Here is a 22,657-nt window from a genome sequence, read left to right on the forward strand (position 1 = left end):
GCCCGCGAGCCGGTCCGGCGGGGGGCGGGGTCACTGCGGCCGACTCTGCCGCTCCGGGTCGCACATCTTCCAGGTCCCGCCCTCTTTGCGCAGGTAGAGCGTTGCGGGCTGCTGCGAGGGGCGCGTCAGCCGCACCCGGGCCACGTCACCGGAGATCTTGATGTCGGACGTCTTCACCGGCCGTTCGTAACGGGAGCCGAGGCCGTGGTCGGTCGTGGAGGCCCCGGACTCGACCGCGCTCTGCTCCTCCTCGGCGCACATCAGGCCGAGCGCCGTGGCCGAGTCCTCCCGGTCGACCGCGTGCGCGAAGTCCGTCACCGCGCCGCTGACCCGCCTCTCGTCCCGGTGCGTCCACCAGTGGACGCCGTAGACGGCGGCTCCGGCGAACACCGCGAGCGCGGTGAGCGCTCCGGCGAGCAGGACGAACCGGCGGCGCCGCCGGCCGTGCGGAGGCGGGAGCGGCGGGCCCGGGTACTGGATCTGTTCGTACATCGCGGATCAGCTCCTCTGGCTCTTGAGCAGCGCGTCGATGAGTTCCTGGAGTTCGGTTTCGGCCTTCTGCCGGAGCTGGGCCTGCTGCTGCCGCCACGCGGGCGAGGTACCGGAGGTGAGCGCCGCGCTTCCCGAGCCCTTGGAGAGGTTCGCCGAGCCGGAGAGCCATTGGCCGTTGGCGGGCGAGTTCGCGACGATGTACATGTTGCCGGGAGTCAGTTTCAGGAAGTCGCGCATGGAGACGAGCCGCCGCAGCGGGACGATGTGGTCCATGTGCGTGCTGTTGACCACCCGCCCGCTCGAAGGCGGGTACGCGGGGTCCGGCGTCCCCGCCTTCGGCGCCTGCACCCCTTGCAGGTAGGCGGTCTTGGGGAACGTGGGGCGCGTCTGGTCGAGCGCCTTGTACACGCTGTAGACGGACGGCGGGAGCTTGGCGGGCCGCCGGTCGACCCGCTTGGTCATCCCGGCCTTTCCCTGCCCGTACTTGAGGTAGTCGTAGGTCTTGGCGTTCCAGCGCGTGGCGGCCCGCTTCTCCGCGTCGGTCACCTTCTTGAGCGCCGTCTCGATCTTGGTGACGTCGTCCGCCGACGGGCTCATGATGGTCGACTTCGGATACCTGGCCTGCATCTGGTCGAGACTCCGCTCGCAGGCCATGAGCCGCGAGAGGGCGCGGTTCTGTTCGCTTCTCAAGGTGGCCGCCTCGGAGTCGTAGGCGGCGGCCGCCGCGCTGTAGGGGCCGGTGTGGGGACGGGCGTTGTGCTCTCGGATGCGCGCCTGGATCGCCTGGAGTTCGGCGACCGGGCCGGCGCACAGTTCCTGGTAGGCGGGGTCGGCCAGCGCCTGCGACGACCCCGTGGCCGTCAGGAGGGCGGCCAGGGGCAGGGTGGCCAGGAGTCCGGCGATCCGCCGTGGAGTCCGCATCATGCTTCCTCGTCCTGTGGGGCAACCATACTCATATAGACGCCAGTGTCTATATGAAGGTTCGACCCCCTCGATGAACATCCGGTGACGCAGCCGCCCGGATCAGGTGGACGATGAGCAGCCCGAGCGAGGGGCATGCGTTGAGAGGGACGGCCGGCGGCGCGGCCGGTTTCGAGCGCTGCACCGAGGGGCCGATGAATAGGAGAACCGCGTGCCGCGATGGGCGCCCGGGGTCGTCTTGCCGAGTCGCGACCTCAGATCATGAGGGGGTATCGCCGCTTTCACCGACGTCTTCTCGGCTCAACTCCTCAAGGCGACGCGCCGACTCGGCCCCGAGGGGCAGGCCATCCACACCCAGGTGCCTTCGCGCTCTCGGTGAGACCGTCATCGGCGCTGTCCAACCTTGATGCACATGGACGATCCGGCTCGGAACGGGGGTCACCGGATAGGCGTGAATTCCGTGTGCCCAGTTGATGAGGAGTCCCTCTGTACCGTCGAGATCGGTCATCACGAGCGACACCGGTAGCCCCTGTTCGCTCCACGTGTTCCAGACCGCCCACCCTTCCGGGCGCGGATCCACGTTGAGCCGCTGACAGGCCGTCTCGTAATCGTCGTCCATCCCGAACGGCATGGCGCCCGGACGCAGCATGACGACTCCCACCAAACGCATCCTCGGCCGACCGGCCTCCTCGTCCAGGCAGCCGTCACCTTGGTAGTGGTAGTGCCAAAGCGTCCGCGCCAACTCGTTCACGGCCCTGCGGAGTCCGGTCGTCTCCTCGACTGCCTCACCGTAGGTGAGCCACCCCTCGCCGGCGGCCGCTTCGACCACCGCGCGGCAACGAGCCTCGATCTCACGCAGGTAATCGGATTCGCTCATCTCGGGACCAGCCACGGCGTCAGCCTGGCACGGCGATTCCACGCGGGCCACAGTGCGAGGTGGCGGGGGTTCGGGGTGCGGTGAGTTTTCGGTAGGTCGGCGGTCTGAGTTTGCGAGTGATCGAGCGGTGGGCGCTGAGGGGTGACGAGCTCGTGCAGCGCCCCGTCCCGGCGTGGAAGAAGTGCTTGGAGGCATCGGATGCGGAAGTTGATTCTGGGCTTTTACGTCTCGCTCGACGGTAAGAGCGCTGACGGGGACAACGGGATCCGGGACGTCATGATGAGCATCGACGACCCCGAGCAGGAGGAGTACTTCGTCCGCCGGCTGTGGGAGGCCGGGGCCTTCCTCATGGGCCGCAACACCTACGAGATCATGGCCGGGTACTGGCCGGGCTCCGACCACCCGTCCGCAAGGGCCATGAACGAGATCCCCAAGGTCGTGTTCTCCCGCACGCTGGAATCGGCCGACGACTGGCCCGAGACCCGGATCGCCGGCGGCGACACGGCCGAGGAGATCGCCAAGCTCAAGGCCGAGCCCGGCAAGGACCTCGTCGCCGCCGGCGGCACCCGGTTCATGCATTCCCTGATCAAGCTCGGCGTCGTCGACGAATACCGGCTGTGGGTGCTGCCCGCCGCCACCGGCAGGGGCGCGCCGCTGTTCCCCGAGCTGGATCAGCCCGTGAACCTGCGCTTGGTGAAGAGCACGGCCTTCCCGTCCGGGATCCTGGAACTGGTGTACGTGCCGGCCGACGCGTAGCGGGCGGTTCGGCGCGGTCAGAGGTTGTGGCGGAGGAGGAGGTCGTCGGGGAAGGGGGCGAGGTAGGTCTGCTCGGCGATGTAGGCGAGATGTTCGCCTTTGGCGTGGTGACGCAGCAGGGCGATGGGGACGCTCAGTGGCGCCTGCCCTCTCCGGTAGGAGTCGATGGCGGTGAGGATGTCGTGGCGGCGCGCGGGGTCGAGGTCGTCGGTGATGAAGCCGAGGATGTGATGGAGCGCGTTGGTGTGGCGGCCGCGTCCGGCGCGGATGGCGAGGGTGGCGGTGAACGCGTGGCGGTAGTCGCGTTCCAGTTCGTCCTGGGGGCGTTCGCCCGCGCGGGCGACGATGCGTCCGGTCTCGCGGTAACCGTCGGGGGCGTGGGCGAGCAGCTGGAACTTGTGCCTGCTGTGGAAGGCGACCAGGTCGCGCGGGCGCCAGTCGCCGGCGAAGAGCTCCCGCAGCCGAGCCTGAGCGAAGACCTGTTCGATGAAATGCTCGCGCAACACGGGATCGTTGAGCCGGCCGTCCTCCTCGGTGGGCAGGTCGGGGTAGGCGTCCAGGAGCAGCGCGGCGAACACGCCGCGGCCCTTCCGGTCGACCGGCTGCCCGTCGGTGCGCTCGTCCGGCCCCCCGGCGGCGTACCGGGGCAGGTTGGACAGGCCGCAGCTGGGAGAGCGGGACTTCAGGATGTATCCGTCGACGCCGTCCAGGTCGGGGAGGCGGCGCTCGGCGAGGGCGGTCATGGCCGCGGTGTGGTCGGACGCGCCGTCCTTGGTGACGATGTGCCCGTCGGTGCGCAGCCGCATAGCGGGCCGGGGCGCCGCGAGCCCGATCTCCATCTCCGGGCAGACCGGCACCCAGTCGACGTGCCGCGACAGCATTCCGGTGAGGAACCGGTTCCGGCTGTGGCCGCCGTTGTAGCGGACGGGCGCGCCGAGCAGGCAACTGGACACCGCCAGCCGCGGCCGGGGGTGCCCCGTCGGTGTGGTCACGCAAAGTGAGATGCCCGCGATGCGCTGGGACAACCGCCTGGCGCAGCCCCCATCGGGCCGGGCGGTCACCGGCGCCGTTCATCCGGGCCGCCCCGGGGAAGCACGCTCGTATGAACCGGGGACGGCGGCAAGAGCCTTCGGCGGCCACGCGATGGAAGACCTACGGCGCCACGACCGCGGCGGTGACGGCGGCCGCCGTGCTCGGTGCCACGGCGGTCGACACCGGTGACGGCTGGTACCGGTCGTTGTCCAAGCCGCCGTGGCAGCCGCCGTCGTGGGCGTTCGGCGCGGTGTGGACGCCGCTGTACGCGTCGATCGCCTGGGCCGCCGGACGCGCCCTGCTCAGGGCGCGCGGGGCGGAACGCCGGGCCCTGGCCGCCAGCGTCGGGACGAACCTGGCCCTGAACGCCGCCTGGAACCATCTGTTCTTCGCCCTCCGCAGTCCGAAGGCGGGCGTGGCGGGGACGGTCCTGCTGGACGTCAGCAACGCCGAGCTGCTTCGGCGCGCCGCGCGCGTCGACACCGCGGCGGCCATCGCGCTGGCGCCGTACGCGGCCTGGTGCGGTTTCGCCACCGCGCTGAACGCCGACATAGCCGTCCGCAACCGGCGAGGCGCGGCCACGGGCTGACGCGGCAGCCGAATCTTTGCCGCGCGTTCACGCCGGGACGCCGACCTGTCGCGGGCGCGGAGCCGAGGATTGCGGTGATGAGCACATCGATCATGCTGTTCACCCGTGATCTCCGGGTGCGCGACAATCCGGCGCTGGCGGCCGCATGCCGGGCGGAGCGGGTCGTCCCGCTCTTCGTCTTCGACGACGTGCTGCTCGGCGGGGCGTTCGCCGCGCCCAACCGCGTCCGGTTCCTCCTCGACAGCCTTGCCGACCTGCGCGCATCACTCCGGGAGATGGGGGGCGACCTGGTGGTGCGGCGCGGTGACCCGGTCACGGAGGTCGCCCGGCTGGCGGAGCGGACGCACGCGACGGCGCTGTTCCTGGCCGACGAGCGGTCCGCCTACGGAACGCGGCGTCTCGACGGGCTCCGCGGCCTCGGGCTCGAGGTGTCCGCTCATCCGGGCATCACCGTGGTCCCGCCCGGGGACCTCACCCCCGCGAGCGGCGACCACTACCGGGTGTTCACCCCGTACTGGAGGGCCTGGGACACCGCCCGCCGCAGGCCGGTCGCGAAGACGCCAAGGAAGATCGCACTGCCGTCCGGGCTCCGACCCGGGGCGCTCCCGGACCTGGCCGACCTGGTGCCCGGCACGCCGTCCCCTGACCTGGCGGACGGCGGGGAGCGGGCCGGCCGCCGCCGGATGGAGACCTGGCTGCGCGAGGCCGCCGCCGACTACGACCGCGTCCACGACGACCTCGCCGCCGACCGCACGTCCCGGCTCAGCCCGTACCTGAAGTTCGGCTGCGTCTCGCCGCTTGAGGCGGCGAAGGCGGGCCCGGAAGGGTTCCGGCGCCAGCTCGCCTGGCGCGACTTCCACCACCAGGTCGCCGCCGCCTTCCCAGCGCTCCCCCGGGCTGACTACCGGCCCCGCGGGCGCCGCTGGAACCTGGACGAGGACGCCTTGGCCGCCTGGTGCGAGGGCATGACCGGCATCCCGATCGTCGACGCGGGGATGCGGCAGTTGCACGCCGAGGGGTTCATGCACAACCGCGCCCGGCTGATCACAGCGTCGTTCCTGACCCGGAACCTCGACATCGACTGGCGGCATGGGCTGCGCCATTTCAACGACTGGCTGCTGGACGGCGACGTCGCCGACAACGCCGGGAACTGGCAGTGGGTGGCGGGGACCGGCAACAACACCCGCCCCAGCCAGGTCATGAAACCGCTGCGCCAGGCGTTCCGTTTCGACCGCGGCGGCGACTACGTCCGCAGGTACGTGCCCGAACTCGCCGAGATCGAGGGGTCGCGCGTCCACCGCCCCTGGTCCCTGCCCGCCGACCGCCGTCACGCGCTCGGCTATCCGCCGCCGATCATCGATCCCGAATGATCCCGCCCTCAAGTGGCCGGTCGTCGTCCTATTGCCGCCGCGTTACCGTGCCCGGCCGGATTCCGGAGGCGGGCGCCCGCTTGTCGGCAGGACGAGCGGAAAGATCCTCGGGCGGGGCGGCCGATGGACACCCGGGACGATCGCCCGCCCGGGGCCGAGCGCACTTGTCCGGCTCGATGCACGGATGTGGAGTTGATGGTGGGGCCTGGGAATCGGCGGCGAGAGGGCACGCGGCGGGGACCGGACGGGTTCGCCGTCGCCGGAGCCGGCTTCCTGGCGTCGATGGTGGCCGCGCAGGTGACGTCCGGGGTCGGTGCAGAGCCGGTGCGGTGGATCAACCCGGTGGTGGGTGCGCTCGCAGCGGCGGCCGGTTGTTTCGCCGCTTCGCGGCGGGGCGCCGTGCGGGCGGCCGGCGCGGTGGCGACCGCGATGGCGTTGGGGCACACCGTGGAACGGATCGGTGTGCGGACGCGGCTGCCGTTCGGGCGGTACACCTACACGCCGGTGCTGCGGCCGCAGGTGGGCGGTGTCCCCGTGGCGGTCGCGGTGGCGTGGTCCGGGATGGGGCTGGCGGCGCACTCGGTCGCGGCCGTTCTGGTTCCGGACCGGCGGCCGGTGCGCCGGATGGCGGTCGGAGCATTGGCGTTCGCGGTGGTGTTCGAGCCGAGCGATCCGGTCGTGGCGATGACGGGCGGGACGGCGATGGGCGCGTTCGTGGTGCCCGCCGCGGTGCTGGCCGTGCGACGACGGGCCACCGGGACGGGCGCTAGGAGGTCCTGAAGCGGCGGGCCGCGATCACGCTCCGCCCGGACCTTCGCTGCTCACTTAGAGCGCTTTCGCTTGCGCAGCGCCGAGCCCTTGTGGACGGCCTTCTTTCCGCTCTTCTCGCTCCGCACGGCGTACTGCGGTTCTTCGGGCGAGGCCGCGACGGTGCGGCCGGCCTCCTCACGGCGGTCGGTGATCTCCTCCTCCACCCGGCCCTCGGCCGTGGAGCCGTGGCTGCGCCAGGTGACCTCGTCGCCGACGGCCGGGTCCTTCTTCTTGTCCCCCATGTGCGTCGCGGTACCCGCCCCCGGCCGCGCTAGGCATGGGCGGCGGCAACGCCGGGAGCGGCCGCCATCGGAACGCTGCACGGCGGCCAAAAATCCGCTTCAGGCGCGCCTGTGCAGGTAGCGGTAGCGGCACGGCTCGTCCAGCTCCACCAGCTCGCGCGCGACGCCCAGCTCGCGGAAGATCTCCGGGAGGGTCAGCAGCGACGGCCTCAGCGAGAAGACGAACCCGTCCCGCTCGCGCTCGGCGAGCTTCCCGCCGAAGGCCGCCACCCGGCCGGTCGGCTCGGGCACCACCGGCATGCCCATCCAGGTAGTTGATTTACTAAATCAACTATATGTAGGGTGCGGCCATGCCACCACGCGAAGAGGGAGTCACGCGCCTGACCGAGGCCCTGTTCGCGGTCTTGGAGAACATGCGGCGCGCACGCAGGGCGATCCCCGACGCCGCGGCGCTCGCCGTCCTTCAGGTCATCGGCGCGGCCCAGCGGGACGATCCCTCCGGGGGCGTGCGCCCTTCGCAGATCGCCGACCGGCTCGAGGTGCACCGCTCGGCCGTCACCCACCAACTGCGGACGCTGACCCGGGCCGGGTACGTCACCGCGGGCCCCGATCCCGCCGACCGGCGGGCGTCGATCCTGACCCTCACCGACGCCGGGCGCGAGACGGTCGACCGGCTCACCCGGCAGGGCAAGGCCCGTTTCGCGTCCTTCGTCGCGGACTGGACCGACGAGGAGGTCACGGAACTGGCCCGCCTGCTGGAGAAGTTCCGCGCCTCCGCGCAGGCCGTCAACGAGAAAGAGCCCCCTCCCAGCGCCCCCGGCTGGAGAAGCGCCTAAGGAACACCGTTGAAGCGTCTCGCCACCCTCCTCCCCCTGCTGCTCGACCTGGTGGTCCCGACCGCCGGCTACTTCCTGTTGCACGCCCTGGGCATGGACGACGTCTGGGCGCTCTCCGTCGCCGGCTCGGCGGCCGGCGTCACCACGGCCGTCAACAGCGTCCGCAGGCGCCGCGTCGACCTGCTGGGTGCCCTGGTCTGCGCGGAACTGGGCCTCTCGGTCGGGCTCGCCCTGGCCACCGACAGCCCGCGCCTCGTCCTCGCTCGCGCCGCGCTCTACCTCGCGATCGGCGGAGGGGCGCTGCTGGCCTCCGGCGCGGCCGGGCGCCCGATCACCTACCCCGCGGCCGAGCCGATGGCCACCAAGGGCGACCCCGTGCGCGCCCGCGCGTACGCGGCGGTCTGGGACCGCTCGGCCGAGTTCCGCCGCATCCGCGTCCGCCTCAGCTCGTTCGTGGGGATCGGGATCGGATCGTCGACGCCGAAGAGGCCGCCCTGTCCTCCGGCGACCGGGCCCCGGCCGCCGCCGGCACCGCTGACCGGGCGCGTCTCACCAGGAACGCGGACAGCCGATGATCAGTGCCGATTCTGGAGATGGGGCCGGAGCCTGTGGCGGGGGCTCAGGAGTCGTCCGCGCCCGCCGGTGCGAAGCGCACGGTGGCCAGTTCGCGCAGGCCGGAGACGGTCAGCACGGGCTCCAGGAGCGGCGGGGCGATCAGTTCGAGAAGCCCGGCGCGGGCGAACAGGACGCTCAGCCCGGCGCTGTCGAGGTACTCGACGGCGGTGATGTCCAGGACGAGGCGGCCCCCGTCGCGGCGCGCGGCGTCCAGGGCGGCGGCGAGGGCGTCGCTGTTGCTCATGTCGATCTCGCCGGAGGCCGTCACGAGCGGGGTCCCGTCCGGCCGGTGGACGGTCGTGAGCGTGAGAGGTGTGGTCATGAGCCAATCCGGGTGTGCATCTTGACGGTGGTGCCGGTGGGCCCGGGCGTGATCGTGAGCCGCTGCGTCAGCGCGCGCATGAGAGTGGTGCCGCGTCCCCGGTCGCGGCCCGTCCCCGGGCGAGGCGGCTTCCAGCGGCCGGTGTCGGTGACGGTGAGGTGGAGCTGGTCGACGAGCGCCTCGGCCCGCAACCGGATCGTGGGCACGTCGGCGCCGGCGCCGGGGCGGCCGTGCTCGACGGCGTTCGCGCAGGCCTCTCCCGCGGCGACCAGGAAGCCCTGGGCGGTGCGGCGCGGTATCCGGCACTGGGCGAGCCAGCCGCGCAGCGCGTCCCGGATGGGCGCGAGCTGCGAGGACTCGGCGGGGAAGGTCACGTCCAGCGGGGCCGGATGCCGGTACAGCATCAGCGCGACGTCGTCGTCGTAGCCGTCCGGCGGGGCGAGTCTCGCCATGATCCGGGAGGCGAGATCGTCGATCCCGTGCTCGCGGAAGTCCTGGACGGCCCGGCCCGCCCGTTCGATGCCCTCGGTCAGGGACCTGCGGCGCCGTTCTACGAGCCCGTCGGTGTACAGCAGGACGGTCGCCCGTGCGGGGATGGTCGTCTCGGCGTCGGACCGGGCGCCGCCCAGGGAGACGGCGATCGGGACGGACCTTCCGCCCTCCAGCAGCCGGGTCGTGCCGTCGGGCAGCGCGAGGATGGCGGGCGGGTGCCCCGCGCTGGAGTAGGTGAGGGCGCCGGTCGCGGGATCGAGGACGCCGCAGAAGACGGTGGAGCAGTGGGCGCCGGGGACTTCTCCGGCGAACCGGTCGAGGGCCGTGAGGGTCCGCGCGGGGCTGGCGTCCTGCAGCAGCAGGGCACGGCAGGCGCTGCGCAGCTGGCCCATGACGGTGGCCGCCTCCAGTCCCCGGCCGACGCAGTCGCCCACGATGATGCCGATGCGGCCGTCGGGAAGGGCGAAGGTGTCGTACCAGTCGCCGCCGACCTCGAGCGGCTGCGCGGCGGGCTCGTAGCGGACGGCGAACCCGGCGGGCAGTTCGGACGGGCCGAGGATGGCGCGCTGCAGCGCGAGGGCGGTCTCGCGCTGCTGGTCGATCTGGTGGGCGCGCGACAGCCCCTGGGCGAGATGCGCCGCCAGGAGGGTCAGCAGCAGCCGGTCCTGGTCGGTGAAGGGGCGCCCTTCGCTCAGTTCGAGCCAGATGACGAGGGTGCCGCGGGGATGTTCGAGGGTGATGGCGGTGGGGTGCTCGGCGACGGGCGTGAGCGTCGGGTGCTCCCGCAGCGCGAGCAGCTCGGCGCGACGCTTCTCGGGCAGCGCCTCCCAGGTCAGCTCCGCGTCGGTGGACGTCAGTTCGGGGGCGCCGCCGGTGACGAGGACGGCCAGCGCCCGGTCGGCGCGCCACTGGTCCCGCAGCTCCTCCAGCGCGCCGGCCAGGGCGTCGGGCAGGCTGACGGCCTCGGCGAGGCGCATGCCGAGGGCCACCTGGGCGCTCTCGCGCTGGATGGCGTACCGGTCGGCCGTGACGTCCCGGAAGGTGCCCACGATGACGCGCCGCCCGGTCTCGGGATCGCGGACGTAGGTGAACGCGGCGCTGACCCAGACCCGGTGCCCGTCGCGGTGGGTGACCGGGACGGTGCAGCCGCCCCGCTCCCCTTCGAGCAGGTCGGCGAAGGCGTCCGCGACGAGGCGGTGCGCCTCGGGATCGGTGCTCTCGTCCGGCCACCAGGGCTGCAGGGGCGGATAGGGCAGCCCCGCGGTGCCGTAGCCGAGGAGGTCGGTGAACGCGGCGTTGATCTCGATGACGGCGCCGTCCTCGTCGCAGACGAAGAACGCCTCCTGCAGCGAGTCCACCAGCGCCGTGCGCCAGCGGACATGGTGGTCGCGCAGCCGCGCCAGCTCCACGCTGGCCCGCACCCGGGCCAGCAGTTCGGCGGCGGTGAACGGCTTGACCAGGTAGTCGTCGGCGCCCGCCCGCAGCCCGTCGATCGACGCCTCCTGCCCGGCGCGGGCCGACAGCAGCAGGACCGGCACCGACGCGGTGCGGCGGTCGCCGCGCAGGGCCGCGACGAGCTCCAGCCCGTCGAGGCGGGGCATCATCACATCGCTGACCACCATGTCGAAGGCGCCCTCGCGGGCCGCCTCCAGGGCGGCGCGGCCGTCGGCGACCGCGCTGACGGCGTAGCCGGCGCCGCGCAGCAGCCGGGTGAGGTACTCCCGCATGTCGGCGTTGTCGTCGGCGACGAGCACCCTCGCCGGCGTACCGGGCGCGGCGGCGGAGGCCGGGTCCGGGCCGGTGTCCGCCGTGCCGGCGGGGACGCCGTCCCCGTCGCCGTCCGGCTCGGCGGGAAGCCACCGCAGCGCCTCCTGGACGTACGGGTCGGCGGTCCCCGACACCGCCGTGGGGCGGCCGGGCGGCGCGACGGCGTCGGCGGGCAGGTGGGCGGTTCCGAAGGGCAGCCGGATGGTGAAGGTGGTGCCCTCGCCCTCGCGGCCGGCGGCGGTGATGGTGCCGCCGTGCAGGCCGACGAGTTCCTTGACGAGGGCCAGGCCGATCCCGCTGCCCTCGTTGGAGCGGGAGCGGGCGTTCTCGGCGCGGTGGAACCGCTCGAACAGGCGCGGCATCTCCTCCGCCGGCACGCCGACGCCGGTGTCGGCCACCGTCACCTCGGCCTTCCCGTCCGCCGCGCGCACCCCGACCCGGATCGACCCCTCGAAGGTGAACTTCAGCGCGTTGCCGAGCAGGTTCAAGATCACCTTCTCCCACATGTCGCGGTCGACGTGGACCGGTCCGGGAAGCGGCTCGCACTCGACGGCGAAGTCCAGGCCGGCCCGGTCGACGGCGGACCGGAAGACGCTGGCCAGCTCGGTGGTGACCGCGGGCAGGTCGACCGGCTCGTAGCGCGCCTGCATCCGGCCGGCCTCGATGCGGGAGAAGTCCAGCAGGGTGTTGACGAGCCTGCCCAGGCGGAGCCCGTTGCGGTGGACGGCGTCCAGCTCCTGCCGCACCCGCTCGTCGGCGCCTTCCAGCCGGGCGCGCAGCTCCTGCACGGGACCCGTGATCAGGGTCAGCGGGGTGCGGAACTCATGGCTGATGTTGGAGAAGAAGGTGGTCTTCGCGCGATCGAGTTCGGCCAGTTCCTCGGCGCGGCGCCGCTGCGCCTGGTAGCTGCGGGCGCCGTCGATCCCCGCCGCGACGTGCCCCGCCACCAGTTCCACGAAGCCGCGGTACGCATCGTCCAGCGGCCGGTACGGGTTCAGCCCGGCCACGAGGAACCCGTAGGGCGCGTCCCCCTGCCGCAGTATCGGAACCGCCAGCGCCCGGCTGGGCGGCCGGGTCCAGTCGCCGGACGGCAGCGCCCCGAGACCGTGGTCGTCGAGCCGCACCAGCACCGGTCGTCCCCGGGCCGGCACCGCGGCGGGCCAGACCCCGTCCCGCTCGTCGAGCGGGATCTCGGCGGGAGCCGCCGGATGCCCCTCGTCGATGCCGGCCGTCCCCGCGAGCCGCGCCGTCCCGTCGCCGAGCAGGTAGGTCAGCGTGAACGGGAGGTCCTTGCGGTTGAGGCCCAGCTGCCGGTGCGCGAAGGCCAGCGTCTCCTCCTCGGTGCGGACCACGCTGGGATCGGATCCCAGGTTCCGCAGCGTCGTCATCCGGCGCTCGCCGATGACGCGCTCGGTCTCCTCGTTCACCACGCACAGCATCCCGACCACGCGCCCCGTGTCGTCGCGCAGGGGGCTGTAGGAGAAGGTGTGGTACGTCTCCTCGGGGTATCCCGACCGTTCCAGGAAGAGCAGCAGCGCCTCGTCCCAGGTGGCCCCTCCCATGCGGAGCACGCTGTCGATGCGGGGGCCGATGTCGTCCCAGATCTCCGCCCACACCTCGCGGGCCGGGCGCCCCAGCGCCCACGGGTACTTGCGTCCGAGCGTGTCGCGCCGGTAGGCGGAGTTGCAGAAGAACGTGAGCTCCGGCCCCCAGGCCATCCACATCGAGAACCGGGACGACAGCAGGATGTCGATCGCCGTCCGCAGGCTCTGCGGCCAGCCGTCCGGCGGCCCGAGCGGGGTCGCCGCCCAGTCGACCGCGGCGAGGTCCCGGCCGAGCTCGCCGTCCGCCGAGAACACGCCGGCGCCGGGCGCCGACCGCGCCTCGCGCCCGGAGTCCTCGGGTCCCGCGCCCCCGGAAAGCGTCACCGCGTCCTCTCGCTCGAATGAACCGCCGCGGTTCCCCCGCTTGCCCGAGGCGCGGCGCCCCGTGCGCCTCGCGCCGTCCATCACGGTCGCAGCCCCAGTGATAAGTACCCCAAAAATAGGGTAAAGCGGTGTCGTTTACCGAACTAACGCGAGGTCGATCCGGATCGCGGTGGGCGAGTCGGCGGAACCCGGCCGCTCTCCCCTGCCCGCTCCGGACTGTACGGGGGTGGACGGTCTGCCGGCGAATATCCATACACTGCTCACGGAACAGGTCCCGAGTTCTGACGCCGGTACACCACCGGCCTTCTCCGCGCCCGCACGCCCAGCACCGTCCGTAGAGGAGCCCCCTCGGTGACCAAGCAAGGCCTCACCGTCACCCTCCCCGCCGAAGGGTCGGAGCACCCCGTTCTGCGCGTCGCGGGAGACCTCGACTTCCACACCTCCCCCCGCTTGCGCGAGGCACTGGAGTCGGTGACGTTCGCGGCGGGCGGCGGCGTCGTCCTCGACCTGTCGGGGCTGGCCTATTGCGACTCCACGGGCGTCACCGTGCTCGTCGCCGGCTATCGCCGCGCCCAGGCGGCGGAGAGCCGGATCCTGTTCGCGGGACTGAACCCCGACCTCCTCCAGATGTTCCGGATCCTCGGTCTCGACCAGGCCTTCTCGTTCTATCCCGATCCCGACGAGGCCGTCGAGGCGCTGCGCCGGCCCTGACGCGGCCGGCACCACCGAAGGCACCGGCACCACCGAAGGCACCGACTCGCGCCGCCTTGTCACGCCGAGTAACGACCCAGGGTGCTTGCGCCTATGCGATGCCGGCCACATAGTTGTCGGATGGCAAATATTCCTACCGGCCGGTACTGTTCGCCTCGTCCCCTGTTGGACCAGTTGATGCAGTGACGGGAGCGCGCCTGGTGAAGGGTGGTTCGGTGGAACACGTGGCAGGACTGCTGCGGTCGGAGCGGGAGGGCGTGCTCGAGCGGTGGGTCCGGGTGGCCACGGAGGGTGTCCGAGGCCGGATCACCGAGCGCGAGCTGCGCACGGAGCTGACCGAGCTCTACGGGCTCGTCGAGGCGGCCGTCGCCGACGGGGACGGGTCGGGCGGCGGCGAGCTGCAGGCCGCCCTGGCCGAGATGTCGCGCAACCGGGCCCGGCAGGGCTTCAGCCCGGCGGAGACCGCGATCAGCGTCTTCTCCCTCAAGCAGGCCGTGCACGAGCACGTCGAGGCCGCCGGCGACACCGCCGCCTACGGCGAGTTCATCAGGTTCTCCTCGTTCATCGACGACCTCGGGCTCCTGACCTTCGAGACCTACGCCGCCACGCGCGAGCAGGTGATCGCCGACCAGGCCGAGCAGCTGCTGGAGCTGTCCACGCCGGTGGTGAAGCTGTGGGACGGCATCCTCGGCGTTCCCCTGGTCGGGACCCTGGACTCCGCCCGCACCCAGGTGGTGATGGAGACGCTGCTGCAGATGCTGGTCGACACCGGGTCGCAGTACGCCGTCATCGACATCACCGGGGTGCCCGCGGTGGACACCGAGGTCGCGCAGCACCTGCTGAAGACGGTGATGGCGGCGCGGCTGATGGGCACCCACTGCGTGGTGTCGGGCATCCGCCCGCAGATCGCGCAGACGATCGTCGCCCTCGGCATCGAGTTCGGCGACATCGTCACCAAGGCCACGCTCGCCGACGCGCTGGAGTACGCGCTCGACCGCAAGGGCATCCGCGTCGTCGGCGGGGAGAGCGCCTGATGGAGCGGGTGCCGATTCTCAAGATCGGTGCGGTCCTGCTGGTGTCCATCCAGGTGGACCTGCAGGACCAGACGGTGCTCGCGCTGCAGGAGGACCTCGCCGAGCGCATCGTCGCGACCCGGGCGCGCGGAGTGATCATCGACATCACCGCGGTGGACATCGTCGACTCCTTCATCGGCCGGATGTTCGCCACCATCGCCGCGATGTCGCGGCTGATGGACGCCGAGACGGTCGTGGTGGGCATGCGCCCGGCCGTGGCGATCACGCTCGTCGAGCTGGGGCTGTCCCTGGGCGGCATCCGCACCGCCCTGGACCTGGAGCAGGGCATGCGGCTGCTGGGCGCGCCGCTGCCGGCCCTCGGCGCCGGCGCCCTGGACGGCCGGTGACGACCTCCGGGGAGGAGGCGCCGCTGCGCTCCAACGACGACGTGGTGCGGGTGCGGCAACTGGTGCGCGTCGCGGCCTCCGCGGCGGGCATGTCCCTGGTCGACCAGACGAAGATCGTCACCGCGGCGAGCGAGCTGGCCCGCAACACCCTCGTCTACGGCGGGGGCGGTGCGGTGAGCATCGAGCAGGTCGCCAGCCCGGGCGGGCGGGCCGGCATCCGGATCACGTTCCGCGACGAGGGGCCGGGCATCGCCGATGTGGACCTGGCCCTCACCGACGGCTGGACGAGCGGGAGCGGGCTCGGGCTGGGGCTGTCCGGCGCGCGCAAGCTCGCCGACGAGTTCGAGCTGGACACCGAGGCGGGCCGGGGCACCACCGTCACGGTGGTCAAGTGGGCGCGTTGACCGGCGCGGGCCCGGAGGGCGGCGCTCCGGCGGGGGACGTGCTGTGGATGCGGGTCGAGGAGCGGAGCGCCGCGGCGGGCGCGCGGCGCCGGGCGACGGTGCTCGCCGAACGGCTCGGCTTCACCGGCGAGCGGCTCGGCCAGGTCCAGCTGGCCGCGACCGAGATGGCCACCAACCTGATCAAGCACGCCCGCGAGGGCGAGATGATGGCGCGGATCGCCCGGAACGGGGCGTCCGCCGAGCTCGAACTGCTCAGCATGGACAGGGGCCCGGGCATGGCCGACGTGCCCGGTTCGCGGGTGGACGGCTACTCCACCAGCGGCACGCTGGGCCTCGGGCTCGGAGCGATCGAGAGGCTCGCCGATCGCAGCGGGCTGCATTCGGTGCCGGGCCACGGCACGGTCCTGTTCGCCCGCTTCCACCAGCCCGGTGAGGATGCCGCGCCGGAACCGGTGTTCTGCGGGCTGACCAGGCCGATCGACGGCGAGCAGGAGTGCGGGGACGCCTACGCCGTCCGTACCGAGGCCGGGGTGGTCTACGCCATGCTCTGCGACGGCCTGGGGCACGGGCCGCTGGCCGCTCGCGCCTCGCGGGAAGCGGTCGAAGCGGTGCGGAGGATGGCGCTGCCGGCGCGGCCGGCGGAGATCCTGCGGCACGTCCACCGGAGCCTCTCCTCGACCCGCGGCGGCGCGGTCGCCGTCGCGGCCGTTGACCCGGCGGCCCGGCAGGTGCGTTTCGCGGGGCTCGGCAACGTCGCCGCGTGGACCGTCGGCGCCGGCCGCCGGCACGGCATGATCTCCGTGCCGGGCATCGCCGGGGCGCAGGCCAGGACGTTCCGCGAGCACGTCTACGACCTGCCCGCCGGGGCGGCCGTGGTGCTGCACTCCGACGGGCTCACCGACCGGTGGGACGCCGCCCTGCAGCCCGATCCGTCCGGCCACGACCCGCTGCTGGTCGCCGGGGCCCTGATGCGCGACGCCGGGGTCCGGCACGACGACCGGTGCGTCCTCGCGGTCGTCCCGCGGGACGGCCGGTGACCCCGGTGATCGTCGATCTGCTGCGCATCGAGATCGCGGACGAGGAGGGCGTGTTCGCCGTCCGCCGGGCGGGCCGGCGGGTGGCCGGCGCCGTCGGGCTGGACCCGCAGGACCAGGTCCGGGTGGCCACCGCCCTCAGCGAGGTCGGCCGGGACCTGTTCGCGCACGCCGGGCGGGTGCTGGTCGTGTTCCTGCTCGACCAGGGGACGCGGCCCGGCCTGCTGGTCGAGCTGAGCCTCCGGCCCCGGCCCGGTGCGGACCGCTTCACCCCGGGGACCGCGGCCGCCGCCCGCCTGGTGGACCGGGTGGAGCAGGAGGACGGCGCCGACCGCCTGCTGGTCAGGATCCGCAAGGACCTGCCCGCGCCCGCGGCGCCGGCCTCCGAGGCCGCCGTGGCGGACCTGTGCGCGCAACTGGTGCGCCTGGCGCCGGTCTCGGTCCTGGACGAGCTGCGCACGCAGAACGCCGAGCTCGTCCAGGCCCTGGAGGAGGTGCGGTCGCAGCGCGAGGAACTGCGCGCGCTGAACGCCGAGTTGGAGGAGACCAACCGCGGCGTGATGGCGCTGTACAGCGAGCTGTCGGAGGAGCTGGAGAAGACCAACCGGGGGGTCGTCGCGCTGTACGCCGAGCTGGAGGAGAAGTCCGACCAGCTCCGCGAGGCCGGAGAGGCCAAGAACCGGTTCTGGGCCACCGTCAGCCACGAGCTGCGCACCCCCGTGAACGGCATCATCGGCCTGGCCCGGCTCCTGCTGGACCCGGCCGCCGACCCGCTGACCGAAGAGCAGCGGCACCAGATCTCCCTGATCGCCGACACCAGCGACACCCTCGTCTCCCTGGTCGACGAGCTACTGGACATGGCCAAGGCGGAGCGCGGGAGGCTCGAACCGCAGCCCGCCCCCGTGCGCGTCCCGAGCGTCCTCGCGCGGCTGCGGGAGCTGCTGGCGCCGATGGCCGAGGAGGCCGCGCTCACGCTGACCGTGGACGACCGGCTCGCCCCGCCCGTCCTGGTCACCGACGAGGTGATGCTGACCCGGATCCTGCGCAACCTGCTGGCCAACGCGCTGACCTTCACCGCCGAGGGCGAGGTCCGCCTCACCGTCGACGCCGCGCCCGCCCACGTGGATTTCAGCGTGTCCGACACCGGAATCGGGATCGCCCCCCAGGACCAGGAGCGGGTCTTCGAGGAGTTCTACCAGGTCCCGGGCAACCGCCGGGGCGGGACGGGGCTGGGGCTGCCGTACGCGCGCAAGCTCGCCCGGCTCCTCGGCGGCGAGCTGCGGCTGGAGAGCACGCCGGGGCGGGGCACCACGGTGACGCTGCGGCTGCCCCCGCACCGGTCCCTGCGGGAACTGGCGCTCGGCCACGTCCTGATCGTCGACGGCGAGGAGGCCGCCCGCCGGGTCCTGCGCGGCCTCGTCGAGGACGCGGCGGCGCGGGTGGACGAGGCCGCCGACGTCCGGTCCGCCTCCGCCGCGGTCGCCTCCGCTCCCCCCGACCTGGTCCTGCTGGACGCCCGCCTCTGCGGCGCCGGGGACGTCCCGCCGCTGGACGGGCTTCCGGACGGCACCGCCGTGGTCCTGCTCACCTCGATCGACACGGCGAACGCGCCGGGAGCCCGTCCGGAACGGGCCGACGCCGAGCTCGGCAAGGACCGCCTCGGCCCCGAGATGCTGGCCGACGCCGTGCGGCGGGCGCGGGCGCGGAGGGCGCGCGCCAGGGAGGACGCCGATGACCGCTGACCACTGCACCACCCTGGTCGTCGACGACATCGACACCAAGCGCTACATCATCGGCAGCTGGCTGCGGCGCGCCGGGCACACCGTGGTGGAGGCGTCGACGGCCGCGCAGACCTGGGAGCGGCTCGCCGCGCACCAAGTGGACCTGGTGATCCTGGACGTCCGCCTGCCGGACATGAGCGGGATCGAGGTCTGCGAGCGGATCAAGGCGGCGCCGCGGACCGCCTCGCTGCCCGTCATCCACATCTCGGCGTCGGCGGTCGACGTCACCGACCGCACCCACGGCCTGCGGCAGGGGGCGGACGCCTACATGGTCGACCCGATCGACCCGGGCGAGTTCATCGCCACCGTCGACGCCGTGCTCCGCTACTCCCGGGCGCGCCGGAAGGCCGAGCGGACGGCCGAGCGGCTCGCGGCGTTCACCAGCACGTCCCTGGCCATCAACGCGGCGGAGAGCTTCGACGGGCTCGCGGAGGTGGCGGCGTGCGGCGCCTTCGAGGTCTTCGGAACGCCGACGGCGGCGTTCATCATGCCTCCGCACCGGCGGCCCCGGCGGACCGTGTGCCTCGACGGCGACCCCTGGCACCGGGACTTCCCCGCCGGCCTGTTCGACCGGCTGGCGCGGCGCACCGGCCTCCGGGACGCCACGGGAACGGAGGTCGTGCGGATCCCCGCGGACGACTGGCGGGCGGCGCTTCCCGACACCGCCGCCGAGGGCGACGTCGTGGTGGTGATGTCGCTGGTGAAGAAGGGCCGCCCGCCGATCTGCGTCGCGATCCAGGCGCCGGACGCGATGGACGAGGACGACACCAACCTGCTCCGCCAGCTCGGGCAGACACTCGCCCTGGCGATGGAGGCGATGCGGTCCTACAGCGAGGAGCACCTCATCTCGCTGACCCTGCAGCGGAGCCTGCTCCCCGAGACCCACCCCGTCATCCCGGGCTGGACGTTCGCGGTCCGCTACGAGCCGGCCAGCGACCAGGCCGAGGTCGGCGGCGACTTCTACGAGGTCCTGCAGCAGGGCGACCATGTGCTCGTCGCCATCGGCGACGTCCAGGGGCACTCGCTGCACGCGGCCACCGTGATGGCCGAGATCCGCCACGCGCTGCGCGCCTTCGCCGACGAGGGCCACGACGCCACCACCATCCTCGGGCTCCTCAGCCGGGTCCTGCAGCGGTACCACGACAACGAGACCGCGACGATGTGCCTGATGACGCTCGATCCCCGCACGGGCGCCCTGCATGTGGCCAACGCGGGGCACCTGGCGCCGCTCTACATCGACGAGGACGGGGCCCGGTACGGCAAGGGGGGCGGCATCCTGCTCGGTTTCCCCGTCGAGGGCGTCGGGAGCGAGGAGGTCGTGGTGCCGCCGGGGGGCACCGTCGTCCTCATCACCGACGGCCTCATCGAGGACCGCGGCATCTCGCTGTCCGACAACCTCGAACGGCTCGCCTCCGTCGCGGCCGACGTGGACGACGACCTCGAGGAGTTCAGCGACCGGGTGATCTCCGAGTTCGGCCCCCGCGAGGACGACGTCGCCTTCATCGCCCTGCGCCGGGCGCGCTGACCGGGCGGGTCACCCGCTCTCGTGCCCGGGCTCCATGGCGGGCAGGGAGCGGAAGGTGAGCGGCACGGTCTCCGCCCCGGCCTTCACGTCCACGGGGTCGAGCAGGAAGCCGACGTGATCGCCGAGTTCGGTGCGCTCCAGGACGCGGCCGACCAGGTGGCGGCGGGCGGCGGTGAGCAGGGGGACGCCTTCGGGCCCGGGCCGCCATGAGCAGCGGGCGAACTTGTCGACCTCGTCGCCCGTCCGCTCTCCGAACAGGGCCGCCACGTCCTGCTGCTCCTCGTCGAGGACGTGCACGGCCAGCACCGTCGCCTCCCGGGCCACCCGGTACGTGCGGTTGCGGCGGGAAATGCACACCAGGAACCGGAAGGGCTCGATGCTGGTCTGCGTGGCGAACCCGACCAGGCAGCCCGCACGCGCGCCCGTGCCGGGATCGACGGTGGTCACCACGAACATCGGGTAGTCGAACCCTGCGACGAACTCATCGGCGTCCACCGCACAAGCCTATGTCCGGGTTCGAACGCGCATGGGGCGGCGACACGCTGCCGGTTCAACCGGACGGGTGGCGGCCGCGCCATTGGTCGGTGGCGACGCCGGACAGGATCACGGCCACGACGTCTTCGGCGAGGCCGGGCGTGACGGGCAGATGCCCGAAGAGCACCCGGTAGTAGGTCGTCGAGGCGAGCATGTCCAGCAGGAGGTCGATGTCGATGTCCGGCCGCAGGTCGCCCCGGTCGATGCCGCGGCGGAGCGCGGCGGCGGTGGTCGCCCGGCGCGGGTGGAAGAAGAGCTCGAAGAAGTGCCGTTCGAGCGCGGGGTCGCCCGCGAGGTCGGCGACGAGCGCGGGCAGCGCCCTGCGGCCGAGGGCGGTGGTGAAGGCCTCGCTGAGCGTGCTGATCCCGGCGACGAGATCGCAATGGGTGCAGCCGGTGTCCGGCGTGGGCGCGGTGCCGACGGTGGTGGCCAGGGCGTCGACGACGAGGTGCTGGCGGGAACGCCACCGGCGCCGGATGGCGGGCTTCGTGGTGCCGGCGCGCGCCGCGGCCGCCTCCATCGTCAGGCCGCTGTAGCCGGCCTCGTTGAGGATCTCGACGACCGCCCGCCGGACCGCGTCGTCGATGCGGGCGTCGCGAGGGCGCCCGCCGGCGGCGGAGGCGGGCGGGCCGGCGGACCGGCTTGTCGGGGTGGCCATGAGGGCAGTATAAGGGATACGTTCCGTTCCGGAACGAAACGTAACCTGGAGGCCGCCATGGTCCGTCCCGCCGACGATCCGTCCGCCGGATCCCCCGATCACCACGTCCACGAGGACGATGGCCCGCCCGCGCCGTCGCCCACGGCCGACCCCGCCCGCGACAGCGTGTTCGGCGGCGCCCATCGCGCGCTGACGCTGGGCGTCCTGCTGTCGGTCGGGCTCGTGGCCTTGGAGTCCCTCGGAGTGGCCACCGTGCTGCCCGGCATCGCCGAGGACCTCGACGGCCTGGGCGCCTACGGCTGGGGCCTGTCGGCCCTCATGCTGGCCAACGTCATCGGCACCGTCGTCGCCGGGCGGGACGCCGACCGGCGCGGACCGCTGCGTCCGATGGCCTGGGGCATGCTGGCGCTGGCGGCGGGTTGCGCGGTGGCCGGAGCCGCGCCCACGTGGCCGGCGTTCCTGGCCGGCCGCTTCTGCCAGGGGCTCGGCGTGGGCGCGGTGATGGCGATGGCCTACACCGTGATCGGGCTGGCCTACCCCGAGCACCTGCGAGCCCGGATGTACGCCCTGCTCTCGTCGGCGTGGACCATCCCTTCGCTGGTCGGCCCGGCCACCACCGGCACCCTCGCCGAACGGACCACGTGGCGGTCGGTGTTCCTGCTCATCCTGCCGATCATCGCGATCGCCGCCGCGCTCACCCTGCCCCCGTTGCGCGCACTGCGGCGGTCCGGCGGCGCCGAGACCACCAGCACCGCACTGCCCTGGTGGAAGCGCCCACTGGGCAGTGCGGTGCTGCTCACCGCGGGGACCGGCGTCCTGCTGGAGGCACTGCTGCTGACCGACGCCGTCGCCCTGGTCGTCCTGGCCGCCGTCGGCGTCCTCGTCACGGTCCCCGCGCTGCGCTGGGCGACGCCGCCGGGCACGCTGAGCGCCCGTCGCGGCCTCGGGGCCGGCGTCGCCGTCCGCGCCCTGCTGTGCGGGGCCTACTTCGGCACCGAGGCGTTCCTTCCGCTCGGCCTCCAGGAGTCGCGGGGCATGAGCGCCACCGTGTCCGGCCTCGGCCTCTCGGCCGGGGCGATCACCTGGGTGGCCGGTTCGGCGCTGCAGGCGAGGAGGGACGCCGGCGGCGCCGGGCGCGCCGCCGCCACCGCGGCCGGCTTCGCCGTCCTGGCCGCCGGGGTCGCCCTGATCGCGGTGACGACCCTGTCCAGCGCGCTGCCGTCATGGACGGCGCTGCTGGGATGGTCGATCGGCGGCCTGGGAATGGGCGTCGGATTCAACGCCTCCACCACCCAGACGCTGCAGCAGGCTCCCGCGGAACGGCAGGGCGAGGCGAGCGGCGCGCTCCAGCTCGCCCAGACCTTCGCCACGGCCGTGATCGCCGGGCTGGGCGGAGCGGCCATCGCCTTCGGGAAGGACCACGGCTCCTCGATGCGGACCACGCTGCTCGGCGTCTTCGTCCTGACGGGGCTGCTCGCCGTGGGCGGAATGCTTCTCGCCCATCGCCTGCGTCCCGGGACCGCCGATCGTCCGGCCTGACC

General features: G+C 73.1%; 23 protein-coding genes and 1 pseudogene. 14 read left to right on the forward strand and 10 right to left on the reverse strand.

The genetic code is table 11. The features are described from left to right. Positions 1-30 precede the first annotated feature (30 nt). The 3 genes from ABZ914_RS01865 to ABZ914_RS01875 form a co-directional block, all read right to left on the reverse strand. Positions 31-492 carry an Rv0361 family membrane protein gene (locus ABZ914_RS01865; RefSeq protein WP_500190982.1) on the reverse strand — a complete coding sequence of 154 codons (462 nt, stop codon included), beginning with the start codon at positions 490-492 and terminating at the stop codon, positions 31-33. 6 nt (positions 493-498) lie between these two features. After that, on the reverse strand, positions 499-1,416 hold the full coding sequence (locus ABZ914_RS01870) for a hypothetical protein (protein ID WP_500190984.1): 918 nt from the start codon (positions 1,414-1,416) through the stop codon (positions 499-501). A 256-nt stretch (positions 1,417-1,672) separates the two neighbouring features. Then, positions 1,673-2,290, reverse strand: a complete 618-nt coding sequence (locus tag ABZ914_RS01875; RefSeq protein WP_500190985.1) for a hypothetical protein — start codon at positions 2,288-2,290, stop codon at positions 1,673-1,675. A 198-nt stretch (positions 2,291-2,488) separates the two neighbouring features. On the opposite strand from ABZ914_RS01875, the gene ABZ914_RS01880 reads away from it, so the two are divergent. After that, positions 2,489-3,046, forward strand: a complete 558-nt coding sequence (locus ABZ914_RS01880) for a dihydrofolate reductase family protein (protein ID WP_387020344.1) — start codon at positions 2,489-2,491, stop codon at positions 3,044-3,046. Between the two features lie 17 nt (positions 3,047-3,063). On the opposite strand, the gene ABZ914_RS01885 is transcribed toward ABZ914_RS01880, so the two are convergent. Beyond that, positions 3,064-4,038: a YbgA family protein gene (locus tag ABZ914_RS01885; RefSeq protein ID WP_500190987.1), complete on the reverse strand. Its 975-nt coding sequence runs from the start codon at positions 4,036-4,038 to the stop codon at positions 3,064-3,066. 182 nt (positions 4,039-4,220) lie between these two features. Between ABZ914_RS01885 and ABZ914_RS01890 the strand changes: the two genes are divergently transcribed. The 3 genes from ABZ914_RS01890 to ABZ914_RS01900 all read left to right on the forward strand — a co-directional run bounded on the left by ABZ914_RS01890 (position 4,221) and on the right by ABZ914_RS01900 (position 6,817). Next, positions 4,221-4,667 (forward strand): TspO/MBR family protein, encoded by a 447-nt coding sequence (locus ABZ914_RS01890; protein WP_500190989.1) that lies wholly within the window; start codon positions 4,221-4,223, stop codon positions 4,665-4,667. Between the two features lie 77 nt (positions 4,668-4,744). After that, positions 4,745-6,037 (forward strand): cryptochrome/photolyase family protein, encoded by a 1,293-nt coding sequence (locus ABZ914_RS01895; protein WP_500190991.1) that lies wholly within the window; start codon positions 4,745-4,747, stop codon positions 6,035-6,037. Positions 6,038-6,232: 195 nt separating this feature from the next. Further along, positions 6,233-6,817: a carotenoid biosynthesis protein gene (locus tag ABZ914_RS01900; RefSeq protein ID WP_500190992.1), complete on the forward strand. Its 585-nt coding sequence runs from the start codon at positions 6,233-6,235 to the stop codon at positions 6,815-6,817. A 41-nt stretch (positions 6,818-6,858) separates the two neighbouring features. On the opposite strand, the gene ABZ914_RS01905 is transcribed toward ABZ914_RS01900, so the two are convergent. Both ABZ914_RS01905 and ABZ914_RS01910 read right to left on the reverse strand, forming a co-directional pair. Further along, the gene (locus tag ABZ914_RS01905) at positions 6,859-7,089 is read right to left on the reverse strand and encodes a hypervirulence associated TUDOR domain-containing protein (RefSeq protein ID WP_500190994.1); all 231 of its coding nucleotides are present in this window, start codon (positions 7,087-7,089) and stop codon (positions 6,859-6,861) included. A gap of 99 nt (positions 7,090-7,188) precedes the next feature. Continuing rightward, positions 7,189-7,395: a hypothetical protein gene (locus ABZ914_RS01910; RefSeq protein ID WP_500190995.1), complete on the reverse strand. Its 207-nt coding sequence runs from the start codon at positions 7,393-7,395 to the stop codon at positions 7,189-7,191. Between the two features lie 44 nt (positions 7,396-7,439). On the opposite strand from ABZ914_RS01910, the gene ABZ914_RS01915 reads away from it, so the two are divergent. Both ABZ914_RS01915 and ABZ914_RS01920 read left to right on the forward strand, forming a co-directional pair. Then, entirely contained in the window at positions 7,440-7,925 is a 486-nt protein-coding gene (locus ABZ914_RS01915; protein ID WP_500190996.1) for a MarR family winged helix-turn-helix transcriptional regulator, read from the forward strand. Positions 7,926-7,934: 9 nt separating this feature from the next. Beyond that, positions 7,935-8,378: pseudogene (locus ABZ914_RS01920) on the forward strand (VC0807 family protein); the annotation flags it as partial. 166 nt (positions 8,379-8,544) lie between these two features. Here the strand turns inward: ABZ914_RS01920 and ABZ914_RS01925 are convergent. After that, positions 8,545-8,862 carry an STAS domain-containing protein gene (locus ABZ914_RS01925; protein WP_433136972.1) on the reverse strand — a complete coding sequence of 106 codons (318 nt, stop codon included), beginning with the start codon at positions 8,860-8,862 and terminating at the stop codon, positions 8,545-8,547. Continuing rightward, positions 8,859-13,049: a SpoIIE family protein phosphatase gene (locus ABZ914_RS01930; RefSeq protein ID WP_500190998.1), complete on the reverse strand. Its 4,191-nt coding sequence runs from the start codon at positions 13,047-13,049 to the stop codon at positions 8,859-8,861. Before ABZ914_RS01930 ends, ABZ914_RS01925 begins: the two co-directional genes overlap by 4 nt. 351 nt (positions 13,050-13,400) lie before the next feature. On the opposite strand from ABZ914_RS01930, the gene ABZ914_RS01935 reads away from it, so the two are divergent. From ABZ914_RS01935 to ABZ914_RS01965, 7 genes are all read left to right on the forward strand, one after another. Then, entirely contained in the window at positions 13,401-13,760 is a 360-nt protein-coding gene (locus ABZ914_RS01935; RefSeq protein ID WP_190851876.1) for an anti-sigma factor antagonist, read from the forward strand. Positions 13,761-13,975: 215 nt separating this feature from the next. Then, positions 13,976-14,794 carry an STAS domain-containing protein gene (locus tag ABZ914_RS01940; protein ID WP_500190999.1) on the forward strand — a complete coding sequence of 273 codons (819 nt, stop codon included), beginning with the start codon at positions 13,976-13,978 and terminating at the stop codon, positions 14,792-14,794. Next, the gene (locus ABZ914_RS01945; protein ID WP_500191000.1) at positions 14,794-15,180 is read left to right on the forward strand and encodes an STAS domain-containing protein; all 387 of its coding nucleotides are present in this window, start codon (positions 14,794-14,796) and stop codon (positions 15,178-15,180) included. The genes ABZ914_RS01940 and ABZ914_RS01945 overlap by 1 nt, the downstream gene beginning before the upstream one ends. After that, positions 15,177-15,584, forward strand: coding sequence for an ATP-binding protein (locus tag ABZ914_RS01950; protein WP_500191002.1), 408 nt, complete (start codon positions 15,177-15,179; stop codon positions 15,582-15,584). Before ABZ914_RS01945 ends, ABZ914_RS01950 begins: the two co-directional genes overlap by 4 nt. Continuing rightward, on the forward strand, positions 15,572-16,621 hold the full coding sequence (locus ABZ914_RS01955) for an ATP-binding protein (protein WP_500191004.1): 1,050 nt from the start codon (positions 15,572-15,574) through the stop codon (positions 16,619-16,621). The genes ABZ914_RS01950 and ABZ914_RS01955 overlap by 13 nt, the downstream gene beginning before the upstream one ends. Next, complete coding sequence (locus tag ABZ914_RS01960) at positions 16,618-18,360, forward strand: ATP-binding protein (RefSeq protein WP_500191005.1); 1,743 nt, start codon at positions 16,618-16,620, stop codon at positions 18,358-18,360. The genes ABZ914_RS01955 and ABZ914_RS01960 overlap by 4 nt, the downstream gene beginning before the upstream one ends. Next, positions 18,350-19,924 (forward strand): SpoIIE family protein phosphatase, encoded by a 1,575-nt coding sequence (locus tag ABZ914_RS01965; protein WP_500191007.1) that lies wholly within the window; start codon positions 18,350-18,352, stop codon positions 19,922-19,924. The genes ABZ914_RS01960 and ABZ914_RS01965 overlap by 11 nt, the downstream gene beginning before the upstream one ends. Before the next feature lie 9 nt (positions 19,925-19,933). On the opposite strand, the gene ABZ914_RS01970 is transcribed toward ABZ914_RS01965, so the two are convergent. Then, a complete protein-coding gene (locus tag ABZ914_RS01970) occupies positions 19,934-20,419 on the reverse strand; it encodes a flavin reductase family protein (protein ID WP_500191008.1) in 486 nt (161 codons plus the stop codon). 55 nt (positions 20,420-20,474) lie between these two features. After that, positions 20,475-21,116, reverse strand: coding sequence for a TetR/AcrR family transcriptional regulator (locus ABZ914_RS01975; protein WP_500191009.1), 642 nt, complete (start codon positions 21,114-21,116; stop codon positions 20,475-20,477). A 57-nt stretch (positions 21,117-21,173) separates the two neighbouring features. Here ABZ914_RS01975 and ABZ914_RS01980 point away from each other — a divergent pair, with 57 nt between their 5' ends. Then, positions 21,174-22,655: an MFS transporter gene (locus ABZ914_RS01980; RefSeq protein ID WP_500191011.1), complete on the forward strand. Its 1,482-nt coding sequence runs from the start codon at positions 21,174-21,176 to the stop codon at positions 22,653-22,655. Positions 22,656-22,657: the final 2 nt, after the last annotated feature.

Source organism: Spirillospora sp. NPDC046719, from assembly GCF_040645715.1.
Lineage (GTDB): Bacteria > Actinomycetota > Actinomycetes > Streptosporangiales > Streptosporangiaceae > Spirillospora.